The organism is Leptospira gomenensis (assembly GCF_004770155.1).
Classification (GTDB): domain Bacteria; phylum Spirochaetota; class Leptospiria; order Leptospirales; family Leptospiraceae; genus Leptospira; species Leptospira gomenensis.
This window is the reverse complement of sequence record NZ_RQFA01000072.1, coordinates 37,191-56,656: the sequence shown is the minus strand read 5'-3', so window position 1 is coordinate 56,656 and position 19,466 is coordinate 37,191. Positions and strand designations below refer to the sequence as shown.

Annotated in this window: 22 protein-coding genes and 2 tRNA genes; 16 read left to right on the top strand and 8 right to left on the bottom strand. The window is 47.6% G+C overall.

Features of this window, described 5'->3' with window-relative positions; all coding sequences use genetic code 11:
• Positions 1-2 precede the first annotated feature (2 nt).
• The 4 genes from EHQ17_RS15880 to EHQ17_RS15865 all read right to left on the bottom strand — a co-directional run bounded on the left by EHQ17_RS15880 (position 3) and on the right by EHQ17_RS15865 (position 3,027).
• A complete protein-coding gene (locus EHQ17_RS15880; RefSeq protein ID WP_135591675.1) occupies positions 3-398 on the bottom strand; it encodes a DUF6285 domain-containing protein in 396 nt (131 codons plus the stop codon).
• The gene (locus tag EHQ17_RS15875; protein ID WP_135591677.1) at positions 388-1,428 is read right to left on the bottom strand and encodes a phosphotransferase family protein; all 1,041 of its coding nucleotides are present in this window, start codon (positions 1,426-1,428) and stop codon (positions 388-390) included. The genes EHQ17_RS15880 and EHQ17_RS15875 overlap by 11 nt, the downstream gene beginning before the upstream one ends.
• Before the next feature lie 21 nt (positions 1,429-1,449).
• Entirely contained in the window at positions 1,450-2,625 is a 1,176-nt protein-coding gene (locus EHQ17_RS15870) for an acyl-CoA dehydrogenase family protein (RefSeq protein ID WP_135591679.1), read from the bottom strand.
• A 102-nt stretch (positions 2,626-2,727) separates the two neighbouring features.
• On the bottom strand, positions 2,728-3,027 hold the full coding sequence (locus tag EHQ17_RS15865; protein ID WP_135591681.1) for an ArsR/SmtB family transcription factor: 300 nt from the start codon (positions 3,025-3,027) through the stop codon (positions 2,728-2,730).
• Positions 3,028-3,315: 288 nt separating this feature from the next.
• Between EHQ17_RS15865 and EHQ17_RS15860 the strand changes: the two genes are divergently transcribed.
• The 5 genes from EHQ17_RS15860 (at position 3,316) to EHQ17_RS15840 (ending at position 6,701) form a co-directional block, all read left to right on the top strand.
• Positions 3,316-3,930 carry a cyclic nucleotide-binding domain-containing protein gene (locus EHQ17_RS15860; protein WP_167881234.1) on the top strand — a complete coding sequence of 205 codons (615 nt, stop codon included), beginning with the start codon at positions 3,316-3,318 and terminating at the stop codon, positions 3,928-3,930.
• Between the two features lie 11 nt (positions 3,931-3,941).
• Positions 3,942-5,126: an acyltransferase family protein gene (locus tag EHQ17_RS15855; RefSeq protein WP_135591770.1), complete on the top strand. Its 1,185-nt coding sequence runs from the start codon at positions 3,942-3,944 to the stop codon at positions 5,124-5,126.
• The gene (locus tag EHQ17_RS15850; protein ID WP_135591685.1) at positions 5,123-6,469 is read left to right on the top strand and encodes a YncE family protein; all 1,347 of its coding nucleotides are present in this window, start codon (positions 5,123-5,125) and stop codon (positions 6,467-6,469) included. The genes EHQ17_RS15855 and EHQ17_RS15850 overlap by 4 nt, the downstream gene beginning before the upstream one ends.
• Positions 6,470-6,538: 69 nt before the next feature.
• A tRNA-Ile gene (locus EHQ17_RS15845) sits at positions 6,539-6,612 on the top strand.
• 16 nt (positions 6,613-6,628) lie between these two features.
• Positions 6,629-6,701: transfer RNA gene (locus tag EHQ17_RS15840), tRNA-Ala, on the top strand.
• Positions 6,702-6,969: 268 nt separating this feature from the next.
• Here EHQ17_RS15840 and EHQ17_RS15835 read toward each other — a convergent pair.
• The gene (locus EHQ17_RS15835; RefSeq protein ID WP_135591687.1) at positions 6,970-8,127 is read right to left on the bottom strand and encodes a sensor histidine kinase; all 1,158 of its coding nucleotides are present in this window, start codon (positions 8,125-8,127) and stop codon (positions 6,970-6,972) included.
• A gap of 158 nt (positions 8,128-8,285) precedes the next feature.
• Complete coding sequence (gene thiM, locus EHQ17_RS15830) at positions 8,286-9,083, bottom strand: hydroxyethylthiazole kinase (RefSeq protein WP_135591772.1); 798 nt, start codon at positions 9,081-9,083, stop codon at positions 8,286-8,288.
• Between the two features lie 210 nt (positions 9,084-9,293).
• On the opposite strand from thiM, the gene EHQ17_RS15825 reads away from it, so the two are divergent.
• Together EHQ17_RS15825 and EHQ17_RS15820 are read left to right on the top strand one after the other, a co-directional pair.
• Positions 9,294-10,292 carry an LLM class flavin-dependent oxidoreductase gene (locus EHQ17_RS15825; protein ID WP_135591689.1) on the top strand — a complete coding sequence of 333 codons (999 nt, stop codon included), beginning with the start codon at positions 9,294-9,296 and terminating at the stop codon, positions 10,290-10,292.
• A gap of 66 nt (positions 10,293-10,358) precedes the next feature.
• Positions 10,359-11,603, top strand: a complete 1,245-nt coding sequence (locus EHQ17_RS15820; RefSeq protein ID WP_135591692.1) for a M48 family metallopeptidase — start codon at positions 10,359-10,361, stop codon at positions 11,601-11,603.
• Positions 11,604-11,783: 180 nt separating this feature from the next.
• Here the strand turns inward: EHQ17_RS15820 and EHQ17_RS15815 are convergent, their stop codons facing one another.
• Both EHQ17_RS15815 and EHQ17_RS15810 read right to left on the bottom strand, forming a co-directional pair.
• Positions 11,784-12,395 (bottom strand): hypothetical protein, encoded by a 612-nt coding sequence (locus EHQ17_RS15815; RefSeq protein WP_167881233.1) that lies wholly within the window; start codon positions 12,393-12,395, stop codon positions 11,784-11,786.
• Positions 12,396-12,616: 221 nt separating this feature from the next.
• Complete coding sequence (locus EHQ17_RS15810) at positions 12,617-13,429, bottom strand: class I SAM-dependent methyltransferase (RefSeq protein ID WP_135591694.1); 813 nt, start codon at positions 13,427-13,429, stop codon at positions 12,617-12,619.
• Between the two features lie 203 nt (positions 13,430-13,632).
• Between EHQ17_RS15810 and EHQ17_RS15805 the strand changes: the two genes are divergently transcribed.
• From EHQ17_RS15805 to EHQ17_RS15765, 9 genes are all read left to right on the top strand, one after another.
• The gene (locus EHQ17_RS15805; protein ID WP_135591696.1) at positions 13,633-14,016 is read left to right on the top strand and encodes an ArsR/SmtB family transcription factor; all 384 of its coding nucleotides are present in this window, start codon (positions 13,633-13,635) and stop codon (positions 14,014-14,016) included.
• Positions 13,997-14,389: a DoxX family protein gene (locus tag EHQ17_RS15800; protein WP_135591698.1), complete on the top strand. Its 393-nt coding sequence runs from the start codon at positions 13,997-13,999 to the stop codon at positions 14,387-14,389. Before EHQ17_RS15805 ends, EHQ17_RS15800 begins: the two co-directional genes overlap by 20 nt.
• 66 nt (positions 14,390-14,455) lie before the next feature.
• Entirely contained in the window at positions 14,456-14,944 is a 489-nt protein-coding gene (locus tag EHQ17_RS15795) for an SRPBCC family protein (protein WP_135591700.1), read from the top strand.
• A 32-nt stretch (positions 14,945-14,976) separates the two neighbouring features.
• Positions 14,977-15,453, top strand: coding sequence for an SRPBCC family protein (locus EHQ17_RS15790; protein WP_135591702.1), 477 nt, complete (start codon positions 14,977-14,979; stop codon positions 15,451-15,453).
• A 21-nt stretch (positions 15,454-15,474) separates the two neighbouring features.
• Positions 15,475-16,023, top strand: a complete 549-nt coding sequence (locus tag EHQ17_RS15785; protein WP_135591704.1) for an SRPBCC family protein — start codon at positions 15,475-15,477, stop codon at positions 16,021-16,023.
• A gap of 115 nt (positions 16,024-16,138) precedes the next feature.
• Positions 16,139-16,609, top strand: a complete 471-nt coding sequence (locus EHQ17_RS15780; protein WP_135591706.1) for an SRPBCC family protein — start codon at positions 16,139-16,141, stop codon at positions 16,607-16,609.
• A 291-nt stretch (positions 16,610-16,900) separates the two neighbouring features.
• Complete coding sequence (locus tag EHQ17_RS15775; RefSeq protein WP_135591708.1) at positions 16,901-18,427, top strand: MFS transporter; 1,527 nt, start codon at positions 16,901-16,903, stop codon at positions 18,425-18,427.
• Between the two features lie 158 nt (positions 18,428-18,585).
• Entirely contained in the window at positions 18,586-18,843 is a 258-nt protein-coding gene (locus EHQ17_RS15770; RefSeq protein WP_135591710.1) for a hypothetical protein, read from the top strand.
• 17 nt (positions 18,844-18,860) lie between these two features.
• The gene (locus EHQ17_RS15765) at positions 18,861-19,268 is read left to right on the top strand and encodes a DoxX family protein (RefSeq protein ID WP_135591712.1); all 408 of its coding nucleotides are present in this window, start codon (positions 18,861-18,863) and stop codon (positions 19,266-19,268) included.
• The last annotated feature ends 198 nt before the right edge of the window (positions 19,269-19,466 follow it).

Here is a 19,466-nt window from a genome sequence, read left to right as displayed (position 1 = left end):
GTTCAGTTTTCCGTCGTAAATCGGGGATTAGTGACCTCCACTTTTTCGCGGACGGTTTCCTTTACGTGATTCCAGTAATCCCGATTCTCGAAGGAAAGTTTTTCCTTGCGGATACGATCCCTCAATTCTAAATTCCACCGGGAAACCAGCGTTTTTTTTCCGTTTAACGTCGAAGGGATGTCGTCTTCCTTTTTTAAAAGAGAAGACAAACGTCCCAACTCTCCTTCCAGAAGTCCCTCTTCGGAGCGGATTTCCCTCGATACGACTCCGAGCATATTCCAACTTACTAATGTTTTATAGGCTAAGAGATCTTTATCCTTGAATTGAGGAAGAACTTCCTTAATTAGAAAATCCTGAATCGCTTCCAATAGATCGTTAGACGTCGGTTTATCCTGCATTTTCAATGATCCTCATCGCTTCGTATTCCATCTCGCAAGCCCTTCTTCCGATCGCAGCGAGTTCGATCCCTTTGTCCTTGCCGGACAAATGACGTTCCGCTTGACCGATACAACCGATCGCCCAACGCAGATTTCCCATCACTTCCCAATACGTGATCATAGCCGGATCAAGAACGGCGCCCGATGCTTTTTCATACGCCTCATAGAAATCGGAACGTTCCGCAAAACCGCCCGCTTCCTTATTCAACTTGCCGAATCTCCAATCCCTCATACACAACCAAGTGAGGTCTTCGTGACGATCTCCCCAGTGCGCGAATTCCCAATCTACGATCCCTTGAAGACCTTCCGGAGTTACCATAAAATTTCCCGTTCTAAAATCCCCGTGAACGAGAACCGCTTCGTCGGAAGGTTTCGCTTTTTTTTCCAGCCAATTGAGTATCATCTCCATAGCGGGATAAGGTTCGCTCATACGTTCCAACTCGAGACGAAGCGAACGGATCGATCCGGTCGCGACGGTTTTGTCGAACGGATCCTGACCCATCCAAAGAGTTTGCCTGAGAGCCTCGTCCTCACAATCCTCCGGTTTAACCGAATGGATCCTGGCGAGATTCTCGGCGAGCTCCGAAGTAAGAGTTTTCCTGATTTTGTTAAGCGAAGGATCTTTGACGATGAATCTTCCCGTCGCCTTACCGGAAATTTTCTGCATGAAATAGAACGGACTTCCCGTAACGGACCGGTCTGTCTCGAGCCAAAACGGACGCGGTGTTTTAACACCCGCACGATACGCGAGATCGCATACTCCGAATTCGTCCTCGCGACGCAAGGACGCCAAAAGAGCCGCACCCTTATCCGTGCGGAAAACGGTGTCGTACGAACCAGTTTCCGGTCCTTCCAGAACCTGGATCTGCGCGGAGAAATTCTCCTGACACGCGCCTCCGCTCAACGAAACCATAGAATGGATTTCGGTTCTACCCTTCAATCTTACGGAAAGATAACCTTCCAAAACGTTCTTTAATTCTGCGTCGTTCATAGTTTTGTAAATTCTAATATTCTAAAATTCGCTCTTGCCGCTGACCAGATTTCTTCCGATGACCATCTTGTGAACCTCGCTCGGACCGTCCGCAATCCTGGCCGCCCGGGCGTCCCGGTAAAAAAGTTCCAGTTTCATGTCTCGGCCGTAACCGTGGGAACCGCAGATCTGGATCGCTCGGTCGATGACCCTGCACAAAGTTTCGGACACGCTCCACTTCGCCATCGATATGATCTGTCTCGCGTCTTCGCCGGCCCGAAGAGTATGTGCCGCCTTTAACGTGAGCATATAACCGGATTCGATTTCGAGCGCGGACTCGGCGAACATCCATTGGATTCCCTGATGATCCGCGACCCTTTGACCGAAAACCTCGCGTTTTAGGGCGTATTCCCTCGCCAGCTCCATGGACCTTCGAGCGAGTCCGATCCATCGCATACAGTGTGTTAGGCGGGCTGGACCGAGGCGTTCCTGGGACCATTTAAACCCTTCTCCTACTCTCCCCAAAATCGCGGACTCCGGAACGCGGACGTTTTCGAACTTCAATTCGCAATGACCGCCCGGCCCGTGCGAACCCATCACTCCGATTTCGCGGACCATTTTGTAACCCGGGGAATCCGTCGGCACGAGGAACATCGTCGTTCTGCGGAAGGAATCGGCGACCTTGGACATGACGATCAAAAACGCGGCGCCGTTCGCACCCGTACAATACCACTTCTCTCCGTTGATGACGTAATCGTTACCGTCCTTGACCGCGTTGGTGGCGAGAGATTGCGGGTCAGCCCCGGCTCCGGGAGGAGGTTCCGTCATCGCAAACGCGGAACGAATTTTACCTTGTATTAGAGGATAATAATATTTCTTTTTTTGATCGTCGTTGGCCGCGATGTGAAGAAGGTGCATGTTTCCTTCGTCAGGAGCGTCGCAGTTACAGAGATACGGCGCAATCGGAGAACGTCCCAACTCGGAGAATACGATCGCCGTTCCGACCATATCGAGACCGAGACCTCCTTCCGATTTGGGAAGATGCGGAGTCCAAAGACCGAGCTCCTTCGATTTATTTCTAAGTTCATCGGTCACCGCTTCCGGCATTCTTCCGTGATCGTAGTCGTAGTGCGTCTCGGCGGGAATCGCGTATTTTTCCACGAAATCCCTCGCCTTTTCCCTGACGTCCTCCACTTCCTTCGGTATCGTAAAATCCATATAACCCCTCCGGACTTTCTTACGACTCGCGTTTAATTCCTAATCGAAACGCAAGCTCTAATATATTTATATGTTCACACGCATCGACGTATCGCGAATGTTTCAGGATTCCAAAAATTTTACAACCTCTTTTAAGGTTTCAACGATTAATCCCTTGTCCACGGAGTAATAGATTTCCTTGCCATCCTTTCTGGAACTTACGAGATTCAACATTCTCATCCTGTTCAAATGATGCGAAATGGTCGTTCTGGAAACGTCGAATTCCTTGGCGATATCCCCCGCTTTAACTTCGCGATGACAGGAGAGGATTTTCGCGATCTTGAGTTTGACCGGATCCGATATCGCGGAAAGAAGCTCCAACGTCTTCTGTGTTTCGAACGGAAATTTCTTTTTTTTCTTCATTCTTGTGCGAACCTAAAACCGGCCTTTCACGGATTCAACCCGAATTTCCCGATGCGGTCTCATCGAGGTTTCCGGGATAAAAACCCTATCTCGAATTTCTCTGAGTTTTACGATCGGATTTTTTGTTGATTCCCCTTCCTTGCGGGTTGAAGCTGGTGTTGTTCTTTTCTTCGAGCGACGAACCGTTCGAAAGGATCCGAGGAAAACGATTCTCTTTTCGAAAACGTAGACTTCGATCGATGGAATGCGAAATAGTTCGCGGTCAGAAAGATGAAAATATCCGAATCCATGGTCCACAAACTCGGCGTCGAATACAAGGAATCCGACGTGATCTTCGAAGAGAATCAGGACGCGGACGTAATGTATCTCATCGTCAAAGGAAAAGTAGGAATTCATAAAAAAATAAAAGAAGCGTATAAACTTTTAGTGGAACTCAAAGAGGGGGATATGTTCGGCGAGATGGCGCTGATCGACAAAACTCCTCGAAGCGCGAGAGCCGTCGCCAGAACGGACGTATCCTTAATCGCGATCAACGAAGGCGCATTTTTCAATCTGATCCGCACCAATGCCGGCTTTTCCATGAAGGTCGTGAAAATACTCTCCTCTCGGTTGAGGGAGACCAACAAAACGATCGCTTCGCTTCTCAAAGCCGATAAGAAAAATCTTGTGACCTCCGCGTTGATCAACTTCTCCCAAACCAACGGAGAAAAGGACGGAAGCGTATATCGAATCCAACTCGGTCATTTCATAAAGTGGGCCATCCTTCGAGTCGGTCTGGAACATCAGGATCTCGTGAGTTCCATCAGTTTATTAATAAAAGATAAAATGGTGGAACAACCGAAAGAGGATCCTTCCCTTCTGATCATCCGCGACTCACTATTCAAATATACGGTGGATGCTTGAGCGCAAGGCGAATTTCAGAAAAACAACAAAGCGGCAAAAAGAGACTTTTCTACCTCGATAATCTGCGTTCGTTCGCACTTCTGCTTGGACTCGTGTTCCACGTCGCGATCGTTTACGCCGCGGAGATCAAATATCCTCTTCGCAACGAGGAACGTTCCGAGGTATTCGACGTTTTCGGAGAATGGGTCCACGTGTTCCGTATGCCCTTGTTCTTCTTTTTATCGGGATATTTTACGGAAGCGGTATTCCGATCCAAAACGTTGATCGATTTTCTCAGGATGCGTCTTTTTAGGATATTCATTCCTACGGTCGCGGGAATCCTGTTATTCGCGCCGATGCAGTCCTACGTTTCCCTCCTGCAATCTGGCGAAAGTCCTTCCTACTTCGATTTTTATATTAGAATATTCTTAAATGGGAATATTCGACCCTCGCACATTTGGTTTCTTTATTTTTTGATCCTGTTCACCGTGTTACACCTTTTCATACGGAAGCTCACTCTCGGATTCGGAATTCCTCTACGAAACGAATCGCCGCGCGCCGGATTCGCTGCCGAATTCGGAACCGTCCTGTATTTCACTCTGATCAGTTTCGCAGGAACGTGTGCGATCAATCTCTTTTATATGAAGGACGATTCCTGGTATGCGATCGAACCGGTGAACTTCGTCTACAACTACACTTTTTTTCTTTGCGGAAGTTTATTGATCTCCAAAGAAACTCTGCTTTTAGAACCCTTGTCCGATAAGATCGCCGTTTGGGCGGCGCTCGCATTCGCCGCGTTCTGGGGATTTTATGAAATCAGCAGAATCGATCCTTTTTGGTCCTACTTCGGATATACCGGAGCCTGGAGAAGAATCCTTCACATCTTCCTGAAATGCTCCGCCGGTTGGTTGATGATACGTCTTTTGATCGGGGTGTTCCGGAGATATTACAATTTTCAGGACGGCAAAACGGAATACGTGAGAACAGGGAGCCTTCCGATCTACCTCGTCCATCATCCGGTTTCCCTTTTGGTGGGATATTTAACGGTGCACACCCCTCTCGGGTTATGGGAAAAATTCCCGCTGCACCTGACTCTCGTGTTCGCAATTACATTAGCAATTTATCATTTACTAATACGCCCTTTCCGATGGGTCAATTTGATCCTGGGGAATCAGGTCGCTCCGAAAAACAATTTCGGAAAGGAGAATCCAAAATGAATAGAAGAAAAAACCGACTTCCTTCGAAGGTATCGTTACTCGTCCCGATCTTTCTGTTTTTGGTATGTTGTGAAAGCGGAAATTCCTCCCTGATTTCCGAATCGAAACGGGAAAAAACGGGAACGACTTCCGTAAAGTTCAGCCTTCATCCGTATAAGGGAACCGTAATAAAGACCGGCTCGGAAAGTATACCGTATAAGGTATTGGAAACCGACAAAAACGTTGCGCTCGTTCAGATGGAAATACCTGTTTACTCCGATTCCAAGGGTATCCGACTCGAACTTTCCTCTCCCGGTTTTCAAAATTCAGTCATCGATGTAAAGAGCGCCTCCGAACTATCGGAAAGACTACTTGCTCTCGACAAGGAAGGGGTAACCCATCGATTTACGGCGCGTTACAAAACGGGAATCCAACCGAAGAGCGTACGTTTTATCGACAACACGAGACTTGCCATTCCTCTTTTGGAGGACGAAGGGATGGACATTCTCGACATACGCAACGGGGAAACCGTACGAATCTCTCCTCCCGAAAAGTACAGAAAAAAACTTGGCTTCGTAGAAACGATCTCGATTCCCGAACACAACGAACTCTGGGTCAGCCAAATGCAGGCCAACGCGGTCCACGTATTCGATTTAAAAACTTTATCGTATAAAGCGACAGTGGACCTCACCGGAAAATGGTCCAAGATTCTGCTCTACGATTCCATTAGGGATCTCGTATATTGTTCCAATTGGATCAGCGAGGACATCTCCGTCATCGATCGGAGTACCAAAAAGGAAATCCGCAAAACGGAAAAAATCGGCCTACCCCGCGGACTCCTTTTGTCCAAGGACGGAAAGGAATTGTATATCGCGCAATTCTCCGCGAGCAACCAGGAAACCGGAGGAGGAAGACTCGGAATTTATTCCATGGACAAGGAAAAACTCACGGATACGATCGGACCACCCGGCAACAAACGTCATATCGTTCCCGGTCCGATCGAAAACAAAATCTACGTTTCCGACATGTGTTGCAGCAAAGTGGAAGTGTACGATCTCAAGGAAAAGAAGGTTCAAAAGACGATCCCCGTATTCGACAAACCGAACACGATCGCACTTTCTCCGGACGGAAAATATCTCTACGTATCTTGCAGAGGACCGAACAACCCTAGCGAAGGATATCTCAAAAAAGGATTGGTGCTCGGAAGAGTCTATGTCATCGACACGACGACGGACACGGTAAAGGAATTTTGGGAAGCGGGCAATCAACCCACGGGATTGGACGTTTCACCGGACAACCGTTATCTCGTGATTTCGGACTTTCTGGACGATCAAATTCGTGTGTATCGCCGAGACGGTTTTTGAAAAAGAGTCGAACGTTTTTGCTAAAAAAACTGTTGCATTTGGAGATTCTCTCAAAATCATGTCTTTACCGGGCCTGTAGCTCAGCTGGTTAGAGCACACGCTTGATAAGCGTGGGGTCATGTGTTCAAATCACATCAGGCCCAGCCGGTATTCGACAATGGGGCTTTAGCTCAGCTGGGAGAGCATCTGATTTGCATTCAGAAGGTCGTCGGTTCGATCCCGACAAGCTCCAAACCGAATTTCCCCGATTCGGAACTTGATCTCCTTTTTTAAACTACTACAAAAAATCTCCCGAACCGACCAAGGTCCGTTTCGTATCCTATATTAAAATTTCTTCATATACTTAGATTCGCGAAACATCGGAATGCGGAACATACAACGTTCCGTTTGACCGGAACGAAGACGGAAACCCTGCCCGCAAACGTGCCGGCTGAGACACCCGCGGGGCGTTTCGCCGATCCGCCAAAATATCATAAAAATAGAATATTCAAAAAACAAGTTCAACCTAAAAACGTGGCAAACTCGACCTGATTCGAGAATTCTACGACTGCGCGAATTCCCTGTTTTTCGGATTCGATCCGGAAATTTCCCTTTAACTGTTTCGTCATCACGCAGACCAGAGTAAAACCGGTCGTTTTCGGATCGGACCAAACGGAATCCGTTTCGATGGCCGGGCCAGGACCGCTGACCGAAAATACGTATTTTCCTTCCGTAAACTTCAACTCGACCAGGATCGGAATGTCGTCGGATTCGAACGAACCGTGCAGAATTGCGTTATTCAACAGTTCGTAGGCGATCATCGCGAACGGAACCGAGATTTCGATGTTCAAAGGAGAAGTTGTTTCGCCCGTTATCAGGCGGATCCGCTCTTTCGATCCGACTCGGGAACTCAAGTTTACGATCTCACGGAGAATCGCGTTGAGATCGACTTCGTAGTCGGTTTCCATTTTGTAGATCGCGTCGTGAACCCGTGACAACATCAAAATTCTATCGCTGAAATCGTTGATTCGTCCTGTTTCCCGCAATCCGCCCGAATCTCGCTGAAGAATCGCAAATCCGCTTAATATCTGCAGATTGTTTTTGACGCGATGATGAATTTCGCGTATGAAAATTTCCTTTTCTTTATTATGGGAATTTAATACTCTTACGGTGATGATTGCGATCGTACAAAAAAGGATGAATTTAAAAATCGTGTCGAAAACGAAAGCGGAGGATATTTCACCGTTTTCCGAATAAAGATACAAACGATACGACATTAAGATTCCCGTATATGCAGAAACCAGAATAGTCCGTTTAATATCGGAAAAATGCAGAAACAACACCAGGATCGTCGCCATCGAAAAATAAATATTCCCGTTCTGCATTCCGAAAAAAAGTCCGAACGTAAGGGCGACGAGACTGAGATAAAGGATCGTCTTTACGGCGGTCTCGAGTTTGTTGAAGAACATCAACGCGATGGAAATCAAGGCGGAAATACCGAAGATCAAAAATCCGACTCTAAGACCTTGGCGGATATAAACGAGGCAAGCCGCAATCGAAACGAAAAAAATGACCAGGTTCATCGCGTAGAGATGCCTCGCCCGGTTCCGCGTCAGATAATCCCTTCTTCCGTAAATACGATTGATTTTATCCCAAAAAAGGAAACGTTCCCATCTCACTTCCGATCCTCTCCCAAAAACGTGGGATATGTTCGGAACGAATCCGCAAAATACAAACGTTTTTCCTCGATTCCATCCCGTCACGAGAAGGAATGTTCAAGCAGTGCTACGACGGGCGGGAGTTTGTAGAATATGAGAGAAATCGAATATTCTTTATATCAGGCGTTTTCTTCCGAAAGAAGCGTCAATTGATCCAGAAAAGCGGTCGCAAAACTGCCCGTTCCCTTGGATTGTTGCCCCGCTCTAAAACCCGCGATCGCAAAAACCGCGGAAGCCGAAACGGCCGCGCGCAAAGGATCTTTTTGAATTCCTAAAAAGGAGGCCATCAACGCGCCGAGGGAACATCCGACCCCGGTGACCCTGGTCATAAGCGGATGCCCGCCGGGAACGCCGACGATATCCTTGCCGTCGGTGATATAATCGGTTTCACCGCTGACCGCTACGACGGCCCCGGTTCGGATCGCCAACTCCTTCGCCGCAGAGATCGCCTCCGAAGAACGGGCCGTGGAATCCACGCCCTTCCCTCCTCCGATCGCACCGCCTAACGCGAGTATTTCGGACGCGTTACCGCGGATGACGGAAGGTTTATAGTCTAAAAGTTCTTTCGCGAAGTCCGTACGAAACCGTAAGGCTCCCGCCGCAACCGGATCGATCACCCAAGGAGTTCCGGCTTTTTGAGCCGCAACGGCTGCCGCGCGCATCGCCTTTACGTCCGAACTCGTTAGCGTTCCGACGTTGATCAAGAGTCCGCTTGCGATCGCCGCGAAATCGGCGACCTCCTCTTCCGCGATCACCATAGCGGGAGAAGCCCCCGCCGCCAAAAGAATGTTAGCGGTCCAATTGGTTACGACGATATTCGTGATCACGTGCGTAAGCGGCGATTTAATCCTGAGTTCGGAGAAATCTTCCACGATCTCTTTTGCGGGCCATTGTTTTTCATGGATAGGAGTGGACATAAAATTAACTTTCATTTCTTAGGAACGCTTTGTTCTGTAAAGAATTTTCGTCTCTCACGATCCTTTCAAGGAGGATGACGAGGAAAATTTGAGCGCTTTTATACGAAAGAAATAGGATCCCGAATTCGATCGAGTCTAACATTCGATAATGCGAAATCGTCCTTCGAACGATCGTTGACCGTTTCGCAGTTCGAAAGCATCTAAAAAAATATGAGCAAACTCTCGGAAATAGAATTGTCCGTCTTGGATCTTTCCCCCGTCGTTCAAGGAAGCGACGTTTCCCAATCCTTCGAAAATAGTCTAACGCTTGCAAGGCGGGCGGAAGAACTCGGCTACAAACGTTTCTGGTTGGCGGAACATCACAATCTTCCCGGAATCGGAAGCTCTGCGACTTCGGTCCTGATCGGTTACATCGCCGGCGGCACGAAAAAAATCCGAGTCGGGTCGGGGGGAATCATGCTTCCCAACCACGCTCCGCTGATCGTCGCGGAACAATTCGGCACGTTGGAAACTTTGTATCCGGGGAGAATCGACCTCGGACTAGGAAGAGCTCCCGGAACGGATCCGGTGACCGCTCGAGCACTACGTAGGGAAACCAAAATCGGAGGAATGGAATTTCCGGAGTTATTGGAGGAATTGCGATTTTTTCTTTCGAAAGCGGAGCCCGGTCAAAGGGTTCGGGCCGTTCCAGGAAGCGGACTCGACATCCCGATCTGGCTTCTGGGTTCCAGTCTTTACAGCGCGGACCTGGCCGGACGGCTCGGACTTCCGTTTAGTTTTGCGGCCCATTTCGCACCGGATTACATGATGCACGCGATCGAAATATACAGAAAAGTATTTCAACCTTCTGGAATATTAGAAAAACCGTATGTCATGATAGGAGTCTCCGTTTTCGCCGCGGATACGGATGTGGAAGCGGAAAAATTATCCACGTCGCAAATACTCGGCTTTTTAAATCTGATCAAGGGAAATCCGTTACCCCTCGGTCCTCCCGTGGACGATCTTTCGAAACACGTAAGCGAAACGGAAAAAGCAGCGGTCGCGGAACGATTGCGCGCTTCTATGAGCGGCTCCCCTTCGACTCTTAAGGACAAACTGAACGGCTTCCTTTCTAAAACCGATGCGGACGAATTGATCGTAAATACGATGGTCTACGACTTCGGGGCCCGACTCCGGTCCTACGAGATATTGTCGGAACTCCGGAAATGAATTGACCCGAACCGACTCCGATTTACGATCGATTCTCTCGTCGCAAACCAAAGATCTCGGAATAGAATGAAACTAAGAACCGTACTATTTATCTTTTATCTGATCCAAATCGGATTCACTCTCACGATGAAATATCTTTCCTACGAAGGGGACGTATCTCCCGAACTCAAGGAACGGATCCTGAAGTTTTTCACCGAAGAAGATTTACGCAAAGGGATAGAATACTCAAGAAGCGGATTTTTCGCGTCGATTTTGTCCGATCTGATCGATTTCATAGTCGCGGGAATTTTCGTCTTCACGTCCGTATCGGCGCGTCTGGAGGAGAAGATTTCCGAAAAGACCGGAGGAAGATTCTATATTACGGTTTTATTATTCTTTTTCGGATTCAGCGCGATTCAATTCCTATTGGCGATTCCGTTCCAATACTATTTCGGATTCGTGCTCGAACACCGTTTCGGATTCTCAAAAATGACATTTGTGGAATGGCTCGTCTACACGGGGAAATCGCTCGGATTAGGAATCGTCGGCGGCGCGCTGGGAGTTTTGTGTGTGGCGTTTCTTCTAAAGAAGTTCGAAAACGCTTGGAAATTTTTGGTGCCGATCGCCTCTCTGGTTTTCGGATTGTTGTTCTCCGTATTATTTCCGATCCTGATCACGCCCTTATTTTACGATTACAAACCGATCGCGGAAGGGAGTCTCAAAAAGAAAATCAACACGTTATGCGAAACGGCGAACATACGTGTGGAAAACGTCTATGTCATCGACGAAAGCAGGTATTCCGGTCATACGAACGCGTACTTCACCGGCTGGGGAGAAAACAGAAAAATCTTTCTTTACGACACTCTGATTCAAAATCACACAGAGGAGGAAATAGTGAGCGTATTGGGTCATGAAATCGGACACTGGACCCATAATCATCAGATCAAGGACATCGCACTCAATACATTGGAAATCTTTCTACTTTGTTTTCTTCTCGGATATCTGTTCCTGCGATTCAAAAAAGAAGGTTCAGTTCGACTGAAGGAATTCTATTCGCCTTCGACCCTACCGTTTTTATTTCTGTTACTGTCCCTTTTCGGTTCGTTGACGAGACCCGCGTGGAGTGCGATCAGTCGTTTTCAGGAAACACAAGCGGACGAGGAAGCTCTGAACCTCACCGGAGGGGACAAAAAATCCTTCATCGACACGGAAGTAAAACTCGCCAAGGACAACCGTTCCCGTTTGAACCCTAACCGTGCGGAAGTGATTTATTACCACTCGCATCCGACGACGTTGGAAAGAATCGAGTTCGCCCAACGGTGGAAAAAATAGAAACGGACGAAGTCGCCGGATTTATCCGGATCGATCGAAAGAGGAGCGAACTTAAATTCCTTTATTTGAATGTTTCGGCGGATGACAGGATTACGGCTGCGTCCATCGACCTGGTAACGGAACCTCGGAAGAATTGACGCGAGGCTTGGAAAGCCTCGGCGGCGTTTCGTTTTATCAAAGCTATTGTTTTAAGACTGATACAACTAAAACGATACTTTGTTTATTAGTATAACAACAACCTAAATATCTAAAACCCAAGACCGCCGGTTTAGGAACGATTTCGAGCTGGTCGGTTTCTTTATCTAGTTTTAAGGGGCGATCTTCATTCAAAAAAGCGAAAACCTTATTATGAACCGGGAGCCAGTATTTTTTATCGTTCTCCGTCACTTCGATTTCTCTTTCGAAATTGGTTATCCAGGTTCGATAAAAACTAATATTGTCTAAATCATTAATTATTTCTAATGCTTCGTCCGAAACATTGCGACTATTGCCAGTATATTCGATCGAAGATGAAAATCTTGTCGGATAACCCATAACGGGTTTTCCGTCAACCAATTCAAGTTCACTAATACAATAACTGACCTCTTTTCCCGAAATCGCCCTTTTCCAAGAAATTACGTTACAATCAGGTTTGATAAAGGAGATATATTCGCTAACGAGCGAATTAGTATATTCCTTAATTCGGGGACTTTCGAACTCCCATTTATTCTTTTTAGATTCGGTTTGTATTTGAATCGCAGAAGCTAAAATTAAGGAAATCGTTAAAATGAGTTTAAACGATTTTGATATCATATTTTCTCCGAATATTATTCTTAAAAATAAACGTTGCGAAATGACGCTTAATATCGATCATACGCCTTCAACGACCCCGAATCCGGAAATCCGCATAACAGCGAGAATGCGAAAACCCGCGGTCCGTATTATCTCGAAAGATTTTCGGAAGTCGTCGCGTTCTCGTCGAAAAAAAGATACGCCGCGGATTTTCGGAGGATCATGTTCGACGAAGGAATCGATCACGGTTTTTTAGCGATTCCTAGATAAGCCTCGGAGGAAAGGGATACGGGAAGATCGGAAAGATTTTTCCTGAGATGCGAAAGCATGATTTCCTTTTTTTCGATCCAGGTCGTTTCGTCCATGTTGCGTTTCATCCATTGTAACGGAGCGTTGCCTTCGATCATAGTTTCCAAAAATTCCTCCGCTCCTATCACCTCCATCGAATGGGAGAAAGGAACGATTTCGATTTCCGTAAAACCGGCAAGGACGAATTGTTCCCGAAAGAAATCCGGATTTTCCAGACTGGCGGGATTGGTTTGTGGCGGCGGAATCTCCGGATTGGCGGCTCGCAAAGCTCCGAACAACAATTGCATCAAAGGAGAACGGGAAACGGGAGCCCAACTGGATACGGCCGCGCGTTTGCCCGGTTTTAAAACGCGATATATCTCCGAAAATCCTTTCGCTTTATCGGGAAAAAACATTAAACCGAACATGGAAAACGCGGCGTCGAAACCGTTCTCGGGAAAACGCAGATTTTGTCCGTCCATCACTTCGGCGATCACATTGTGGGAATGTGTCTCAGAAATTGCGGCCTTCAAATGTTCGATCATCTTCTCCGAAAAATCGATCGCGTGGATCGTTTTGACGGATCGGCTCAGAGGAATCGCAAGGGTTCCGGGCCCGGCGGCCACGTCTAAGATTACGTCGTTGGGCCCAGGAGCGATTCGCCGCGCCGCTTCCAGAGAAAACTCCGACAAAAACTGTTGCGTATTTTTCGCGTAACCTTCCGCGACTAAGGACCAAGGTTCCACCGAAGACATTGGATTGGACATAATTCAAAGGTCACAGCGACCCGGATGATTTCCAGCAGAATCTTCCAACAAACGGCAAAATCGAATTGGTGTGGACAACCTCTCTTTTCGAGAATATTCTCCTGTGGTTTCCAATCCTACCATCCCTCAAGGAACTTTTTATAACAAAGAGCTTGACGCTTGGATTCGGGTTTCATAATTTAACCAAAAGGTTAATTAACCACATGGTTCAACAAGAAGCTACTACGGATCCGCTCAGCCTAACATTTGCGGCCTTAGCAGATCCGACTCGGCGCAAAATTTTGGCTACCTTACGGTACGGAGAAGTTACCGTAAAACAACTGGCGGAGCCGTTCTCCATGAGTCTTCCGGCCATCACCAAACATCTGAAAGTTTTGGAAAAGGCCGGCCTGATATCGCGAGGGAAGGAAGCGCAGTGGAGGCCTTCGCGCCTGGAAGCGGGTCCGTTGAAAGAAGTGGCGGATTGGTTGGACGATTACCGACAAATCTGGGAAGCCCGGTTCGACCGGTTGGACGAGTATTTGCGGGAACTGCAGCAAAAAACAAAACAAGAAAGGAACGTCGATCATGAATCAGGACAAAATTAAGAATATCGTATATTGGATCGCCACAGTGCTTACGGCGCTCAACTACGCGTTCGCAGGATTTTCCTACATCCACCAAGGCCCCGAAGTGGTGGCAGGAATGTCGCAGTTGGGATATCCCCTCTACTTCGTGGCGCTTTTGGGATTTTGGAAATTTCTAGGAGCGATCGCAATCGTCGCGCCACGTCTCGCCTTGGTCAAAGAATGGGCGTACGCGGGAATGTTCATCAACCTAACCGCCGCTTCCTATTCCTGCGCAGTCAGCGGACTCGAAACGTTCCACATAATCATGCCGTTGATCGGATTGATTTTTGTGGGTCTTTCTTATGCGTTGAGACCGGCAAGCAGAAGACTCGAAGGCGTCTGGCATCTATAAAAAATATTATATTAAATTATTAGAATATAATAGAATAAAATAAAACTAAAAACCGTGGAGCAACGTATGGATAAAACGAACGGAATCAAAAACGAGATGGTGATTGTCAGAATCTTCGACGCTCCTCGGGAATTGGTTTTTAAAGCCTGGACCGAGCCGGAAAGACTGATGAGCTGGTGGGGACCGAAAGACTTTTCCTCTCCCGGTTGCAAATTGGAACCTCGAGTAGGCGGAAAGTATCACTTCGGAATGCGTTCCCCCGAAGGACAGGAATTCTGGAGTAGCGGAAAGTTTTTGGAATTCGTCCCGCCCGAAAAAATCGTATTCACCGATCATTTCGCGGATAAGGACGGAAACCCGGTCCCCGCTTCGTATTACGGAATGCCGGACTTCCCCGAAGAATTGATCGTGTCCGTCCATTTCGAAGAACTCGACGGTAAAACCAAAATGACCGTAAGACACGCCGGTTTACCAGCGGGCGAAATGTCCGAGATGACCGAAGCCGGATGGAACCAATCCTTCGACAAACTGGCGGCGGCCCTTTCGGGAAAATAAATATTAAAATTATAAAATATTAGGAGATCATAATGAATATTGCGAACAACTCTTCGAGCACCGCGGATCGCGAAATCGTCGCGGTCCGCACATTCGGCGCTCCGAGGAGCCTTGTGTTTCAGATGTGGACCGATCCGGCGCACGTCGGCAACTGGTGGGGACCGAACGGATTTACGAACACGATCGAAACGATGGAGGTAAAACCGGGAGGCGTTTGGAAATTCGTCATGCACGGACCCGACGGAATCGATTATCCGAATCTGATCACCTATCTCGAAGTCGTTCAACCGGAAAAACTCGTGTATAAACACGGTTCCGATAAAGAGGACCATCCCGGAGATTTCGAAGTGACCGTCCTGTTTACGGAAGAAAACGGGAACACGAAAATCGAGATGAGAATGTTGTTCAAAACTGCGGAACAAAAAAACGAGGTCGTAGACAAATACGGCGCAGTGGAAGGACTCAACCAGACGATGGGACGCCTCCGCGAATACCTCGAAAAACTTTAATCCGACACAAGGGAGAATTTTATGTCCAAACTCAAAACCGTTCTCGGCTCCGTAGCGGGCCTTTTGATCCTGATCGTTTTAGGAGCGTTCGTATACGCTTCCACCAAACCCGATACCTTTCGTTACCAACGTTCTATGAAAATCGACGCGCCCGCGGAAAAAATCTTCGCGCTCATCGTTGACTTTCGTTCCTGGGAAAAATGGTCTCCTTGGGAAAAATTGGATCCGAATATGCAACGTTCCTATTCTGGATCGCCTAACGGTGTTGGGACGATATACGAATGGTCGGGCAACAAAGATATTGGAAAAGGAAGAATGGAAATCACAACCGTAAACTCACCTACCAAGATCGTAATCAAGTTGGACTTTTTGGAACCGTTCGAAGCTCACAATACCGCGGAATTCACGCTTTCGCCGAAGGACGGAGGAAACGAAGTCACTTGGGCGATGTACGGACCCAACCAGTTTGTTTCGAAAATTTTCGGATTATTCTACGATATGGACGAAATGATCGGAAAGGATTTCGAAACCGGATTAAATTCGATCAAAACGATCGTAGAAACGAGATAAAAAACGATAAGCAATTCGTAAGAATTACATATCGTTTTTTGAATATTCAAAAATAATGCAGAACCGATTCGGCGATCGGAAGCGGATCGGTTCGTTACGAAATAAGGAGAACGACATGAGTGACCCGAAAAACGAGGCGCCCGAATCGGACCGGGAAGCGGTCAGCGTTCGGATCGTAAACGCGTCCAAGGAAGCGGCCTTCCGGGCCTGGACCGATCCGAACCATCTGCGACGCTGGTGGGGCCCGAAGGGTTTTACGAATACCTTTTACGAATACGATCTCAAACCGGGGGGAAATTGGAAATTTACGATGCACGGACCCGACGGAACCGATTATCCGAACCACAGCGTATTCGTATCGATCGTCCCGTCGGAAGAACTCGTTTTCGACCATATTTCCGGACATCCGTTCCGTGTTACGACGACTTTCGAAGAGCAGTCCTCGGGAAAAACGAAAATCACCTTTCGCATGTTATTCGAGACCGCTGAAGAATTCGAACGATCCAAAAAATACGTCATCCCGGGAAACGAAGAAAACTTCGACAAACTGGAGGCGGAACTGGCCGAAATGGTAAATGACGTCTAACGTCGTCCGCGGTATTTCCGCGAAGTTTTAGGATGAATTCGGTAGATCGTTAACGGCCGTTTTGCCGAGTTGAAGGACCTATTCCCAAAGCCAAACGGAACTTAGATCGAACGATTTTTCGGATTTCGGAGACGTATAACCTAGAAAAATAGGTTTAATAAAACCGTATATTCGAAAACATTAAAATTTAGACGAAAAAAACCCGGAACGGATCGAAACAAAACGTAACCGGCAAAACGTTTCGATCCGACAACGTCTGCCGGAATATATAAAGAGTAAGAAGCAACAACAATGAAACAAACTACAACTACTCTCGCGGGAAGAAAGGAATGGATCGGCCTTGCGGTCATCGCGCTACCTTGTCTTCTTTATGCGATGGATTTGACGGTCCTATATTTGGCCGTCCCTAATTTAACCGAGGATTTGAAACCTACCGGTTCTCAACTTCTATGGATCGTGGACATATACGGATTTTTGGTGGCGGGGTTTTTAGTCACCATGGGCACGTTAGGCGATCGAATCGGAAGAAGAAAACTACTGATGATCGGCGCCGCCGCGTTCGGAGTCGCGTCCATATTGGCGGCGTTTTCAAAAACTGCGGAAATGTTGATCGCAACGAGGGCTTTATTGGGTATAACGGCCGCAACACTCGCACCTTCCACGTTATCCCTCATTCGAAACATGTTTCTGGACGCAAATCAAAGAACGGTTGCGATTGGAATCTGGGGAACCAGCTTTTCCATCGGCGGCGCCATAGGACCGTTAGTCGGCGGCGTTCTACTCCAACATTTCTGGTGGGGATCGGTGTTTCTTTTGAGCGTTCCGGTGATGATCCTGTTATTGATCGTGGGACCGAAACTTCTCCCTGAATTCAAGGACCCAAACGCGGGAAAGTTGGATCTGCCGAGCGCGTTTCTTTCCCTTGCTTCCGTTCTTACGATCATTTACGGTTTAAAACAGGTTGCGGAACACGGATGGGGGATTCTACCTTCCGTCTACGTTCTTATCGGACTCGGAGTAGGAATCTGGTTCGTACAAAGACAAAAGACGTTAGCCGATCCTTTGATCGACCTCAAGTTGTTCGAATCGCCGGCGTTTAACTCCGCGCTCATCGCCAACACTCTGACTATCTTTGTCGGATTAGGAAGTTTTCTTTTTATTGCGCAATACCTTCAGCTCGTCCTCGGGCTAACGCCTCTGGAAGCCGGGCTTTGGACCTTACCTTCGGCGGCGGGGAACGTCGTCGGTTCCTTGACCGTACCTATGATCGTCAGAAAAATACGTCCAGTATTCGTAGTCATCGGAGGTTTGATATTGACCGCGATCGGTTTTGTCTTCTATTCCCTCGTGACCGATCAAAACGGGCTCGCCTACATCGTGTTAGGTTCCGTCATTCTTTCTTTGGGAATCTGCGCCGTCGTAATCCTGGGAACGGACATCATCGTCGGAGCCGCGCCTCCCGAAAAAGCGGGAGCCGCAGCTTCGATTTCCGAGACCGGAGCCGAATTCGGCGGCGTGTTGGGAATTGCGGTATTGGGAAGTATAGGAACCGCCGTTTATAGAAGTCGAATGGAACTAATTTCCGCACAAGGAGTGGATCCTATCGTGGCCCAAACTGCGCAAGGAACGTTAGGCGCAGCCGTGTCCGTCGCAAAAACGGTTCCGGAACAAATCGGCTTAGCATTGTTAGGCGCCGCGAAAGAAGCCTTTACCGATTCGCTCCAGACGGTATCGATCATTTGTGTCGTAATTTCGGTGCTCTTAGCGGTTTCCGTGATCGTTATGCGCAAAAATCTCGAAAAAAAAGCCGGGGAATAAGATAGACCGACTCCTTCGATGTCACGGTGCTGGCCTCCGGGAGAATGGATCTAAATCGGAATCTTCGGGGGCTCGCACGTGGATCTATAAGGTTTAGACCGGCTTAAAGGACGTCTAACGTGTGAGTCCCGCGAAGGGGACGCCATCCGCAAACTTTGATGAAACCGAAAAATCTATCGACACAAAACCCTCTAAAAGAGGAACGAAATACCATCCGGGGGAAAGGAAAACTTCTCTTTCATCCCGCATATCCGAAAAATTTTTCGGATTCCTCAAAAACGAACACGAGAGAAAAGTCGCAAAAACGGAGAAAGGATTCTTCCGCGAAAAAAGAAGAACTCTCTACTCCCGAAGAATATTCAAAAATCAGAATAAAGGAGGATTATATTTATATGATACAATCCCTTCTATTCTGATTTTAGAAGGAAAAAAAATGAAACAAAAAATATTGGGAACACAGCCCTTAAACGTCGATATCGCCTCGCTTCTGTTACGATTGATCTTCGGATGTATGTTCGTTTATCACGGATCTCCGAAACTTTTCGGTTTTGAACAGATCTCCGCAGTATTTCCGGATCTTATCGGAATAGGAGCCAAAACATCGCTCGCGTTAGTCGTCTTCGCGGAATTTTTCTGCGGAATTGCCGTTGCGATCGGATTACTCAGCCGTCTTACGGTGATTCCGATATTCATCACGATGTCCGTCGCTTTTTTTATAGCGCACGCAAACGATCCGTTTCAGGTGAAAACGCTCCCCTTCGTTTACCTGCTTTTGTCGAGTGTGATTTTCTTTTTAGGAAGCGGTCGGTATTCCGTCGATAATCTCCTATTCAAGAAATAAATCCGCGATGACTCCTTCCCGAGTTCGGTCGATCGAGCCGATCATCGTGGAAGGAGATCCTACGATTCACGGAAGAGGACAACCGAAAAACAATCGTCGTAATTCCGATCCGACGTATCCCCCAAACAATCCCGCTCCTTCGATCGAACTCCGACCTCTACTCCGAACGAATTCGATTTTCTAAACTGCGGAAGCCTT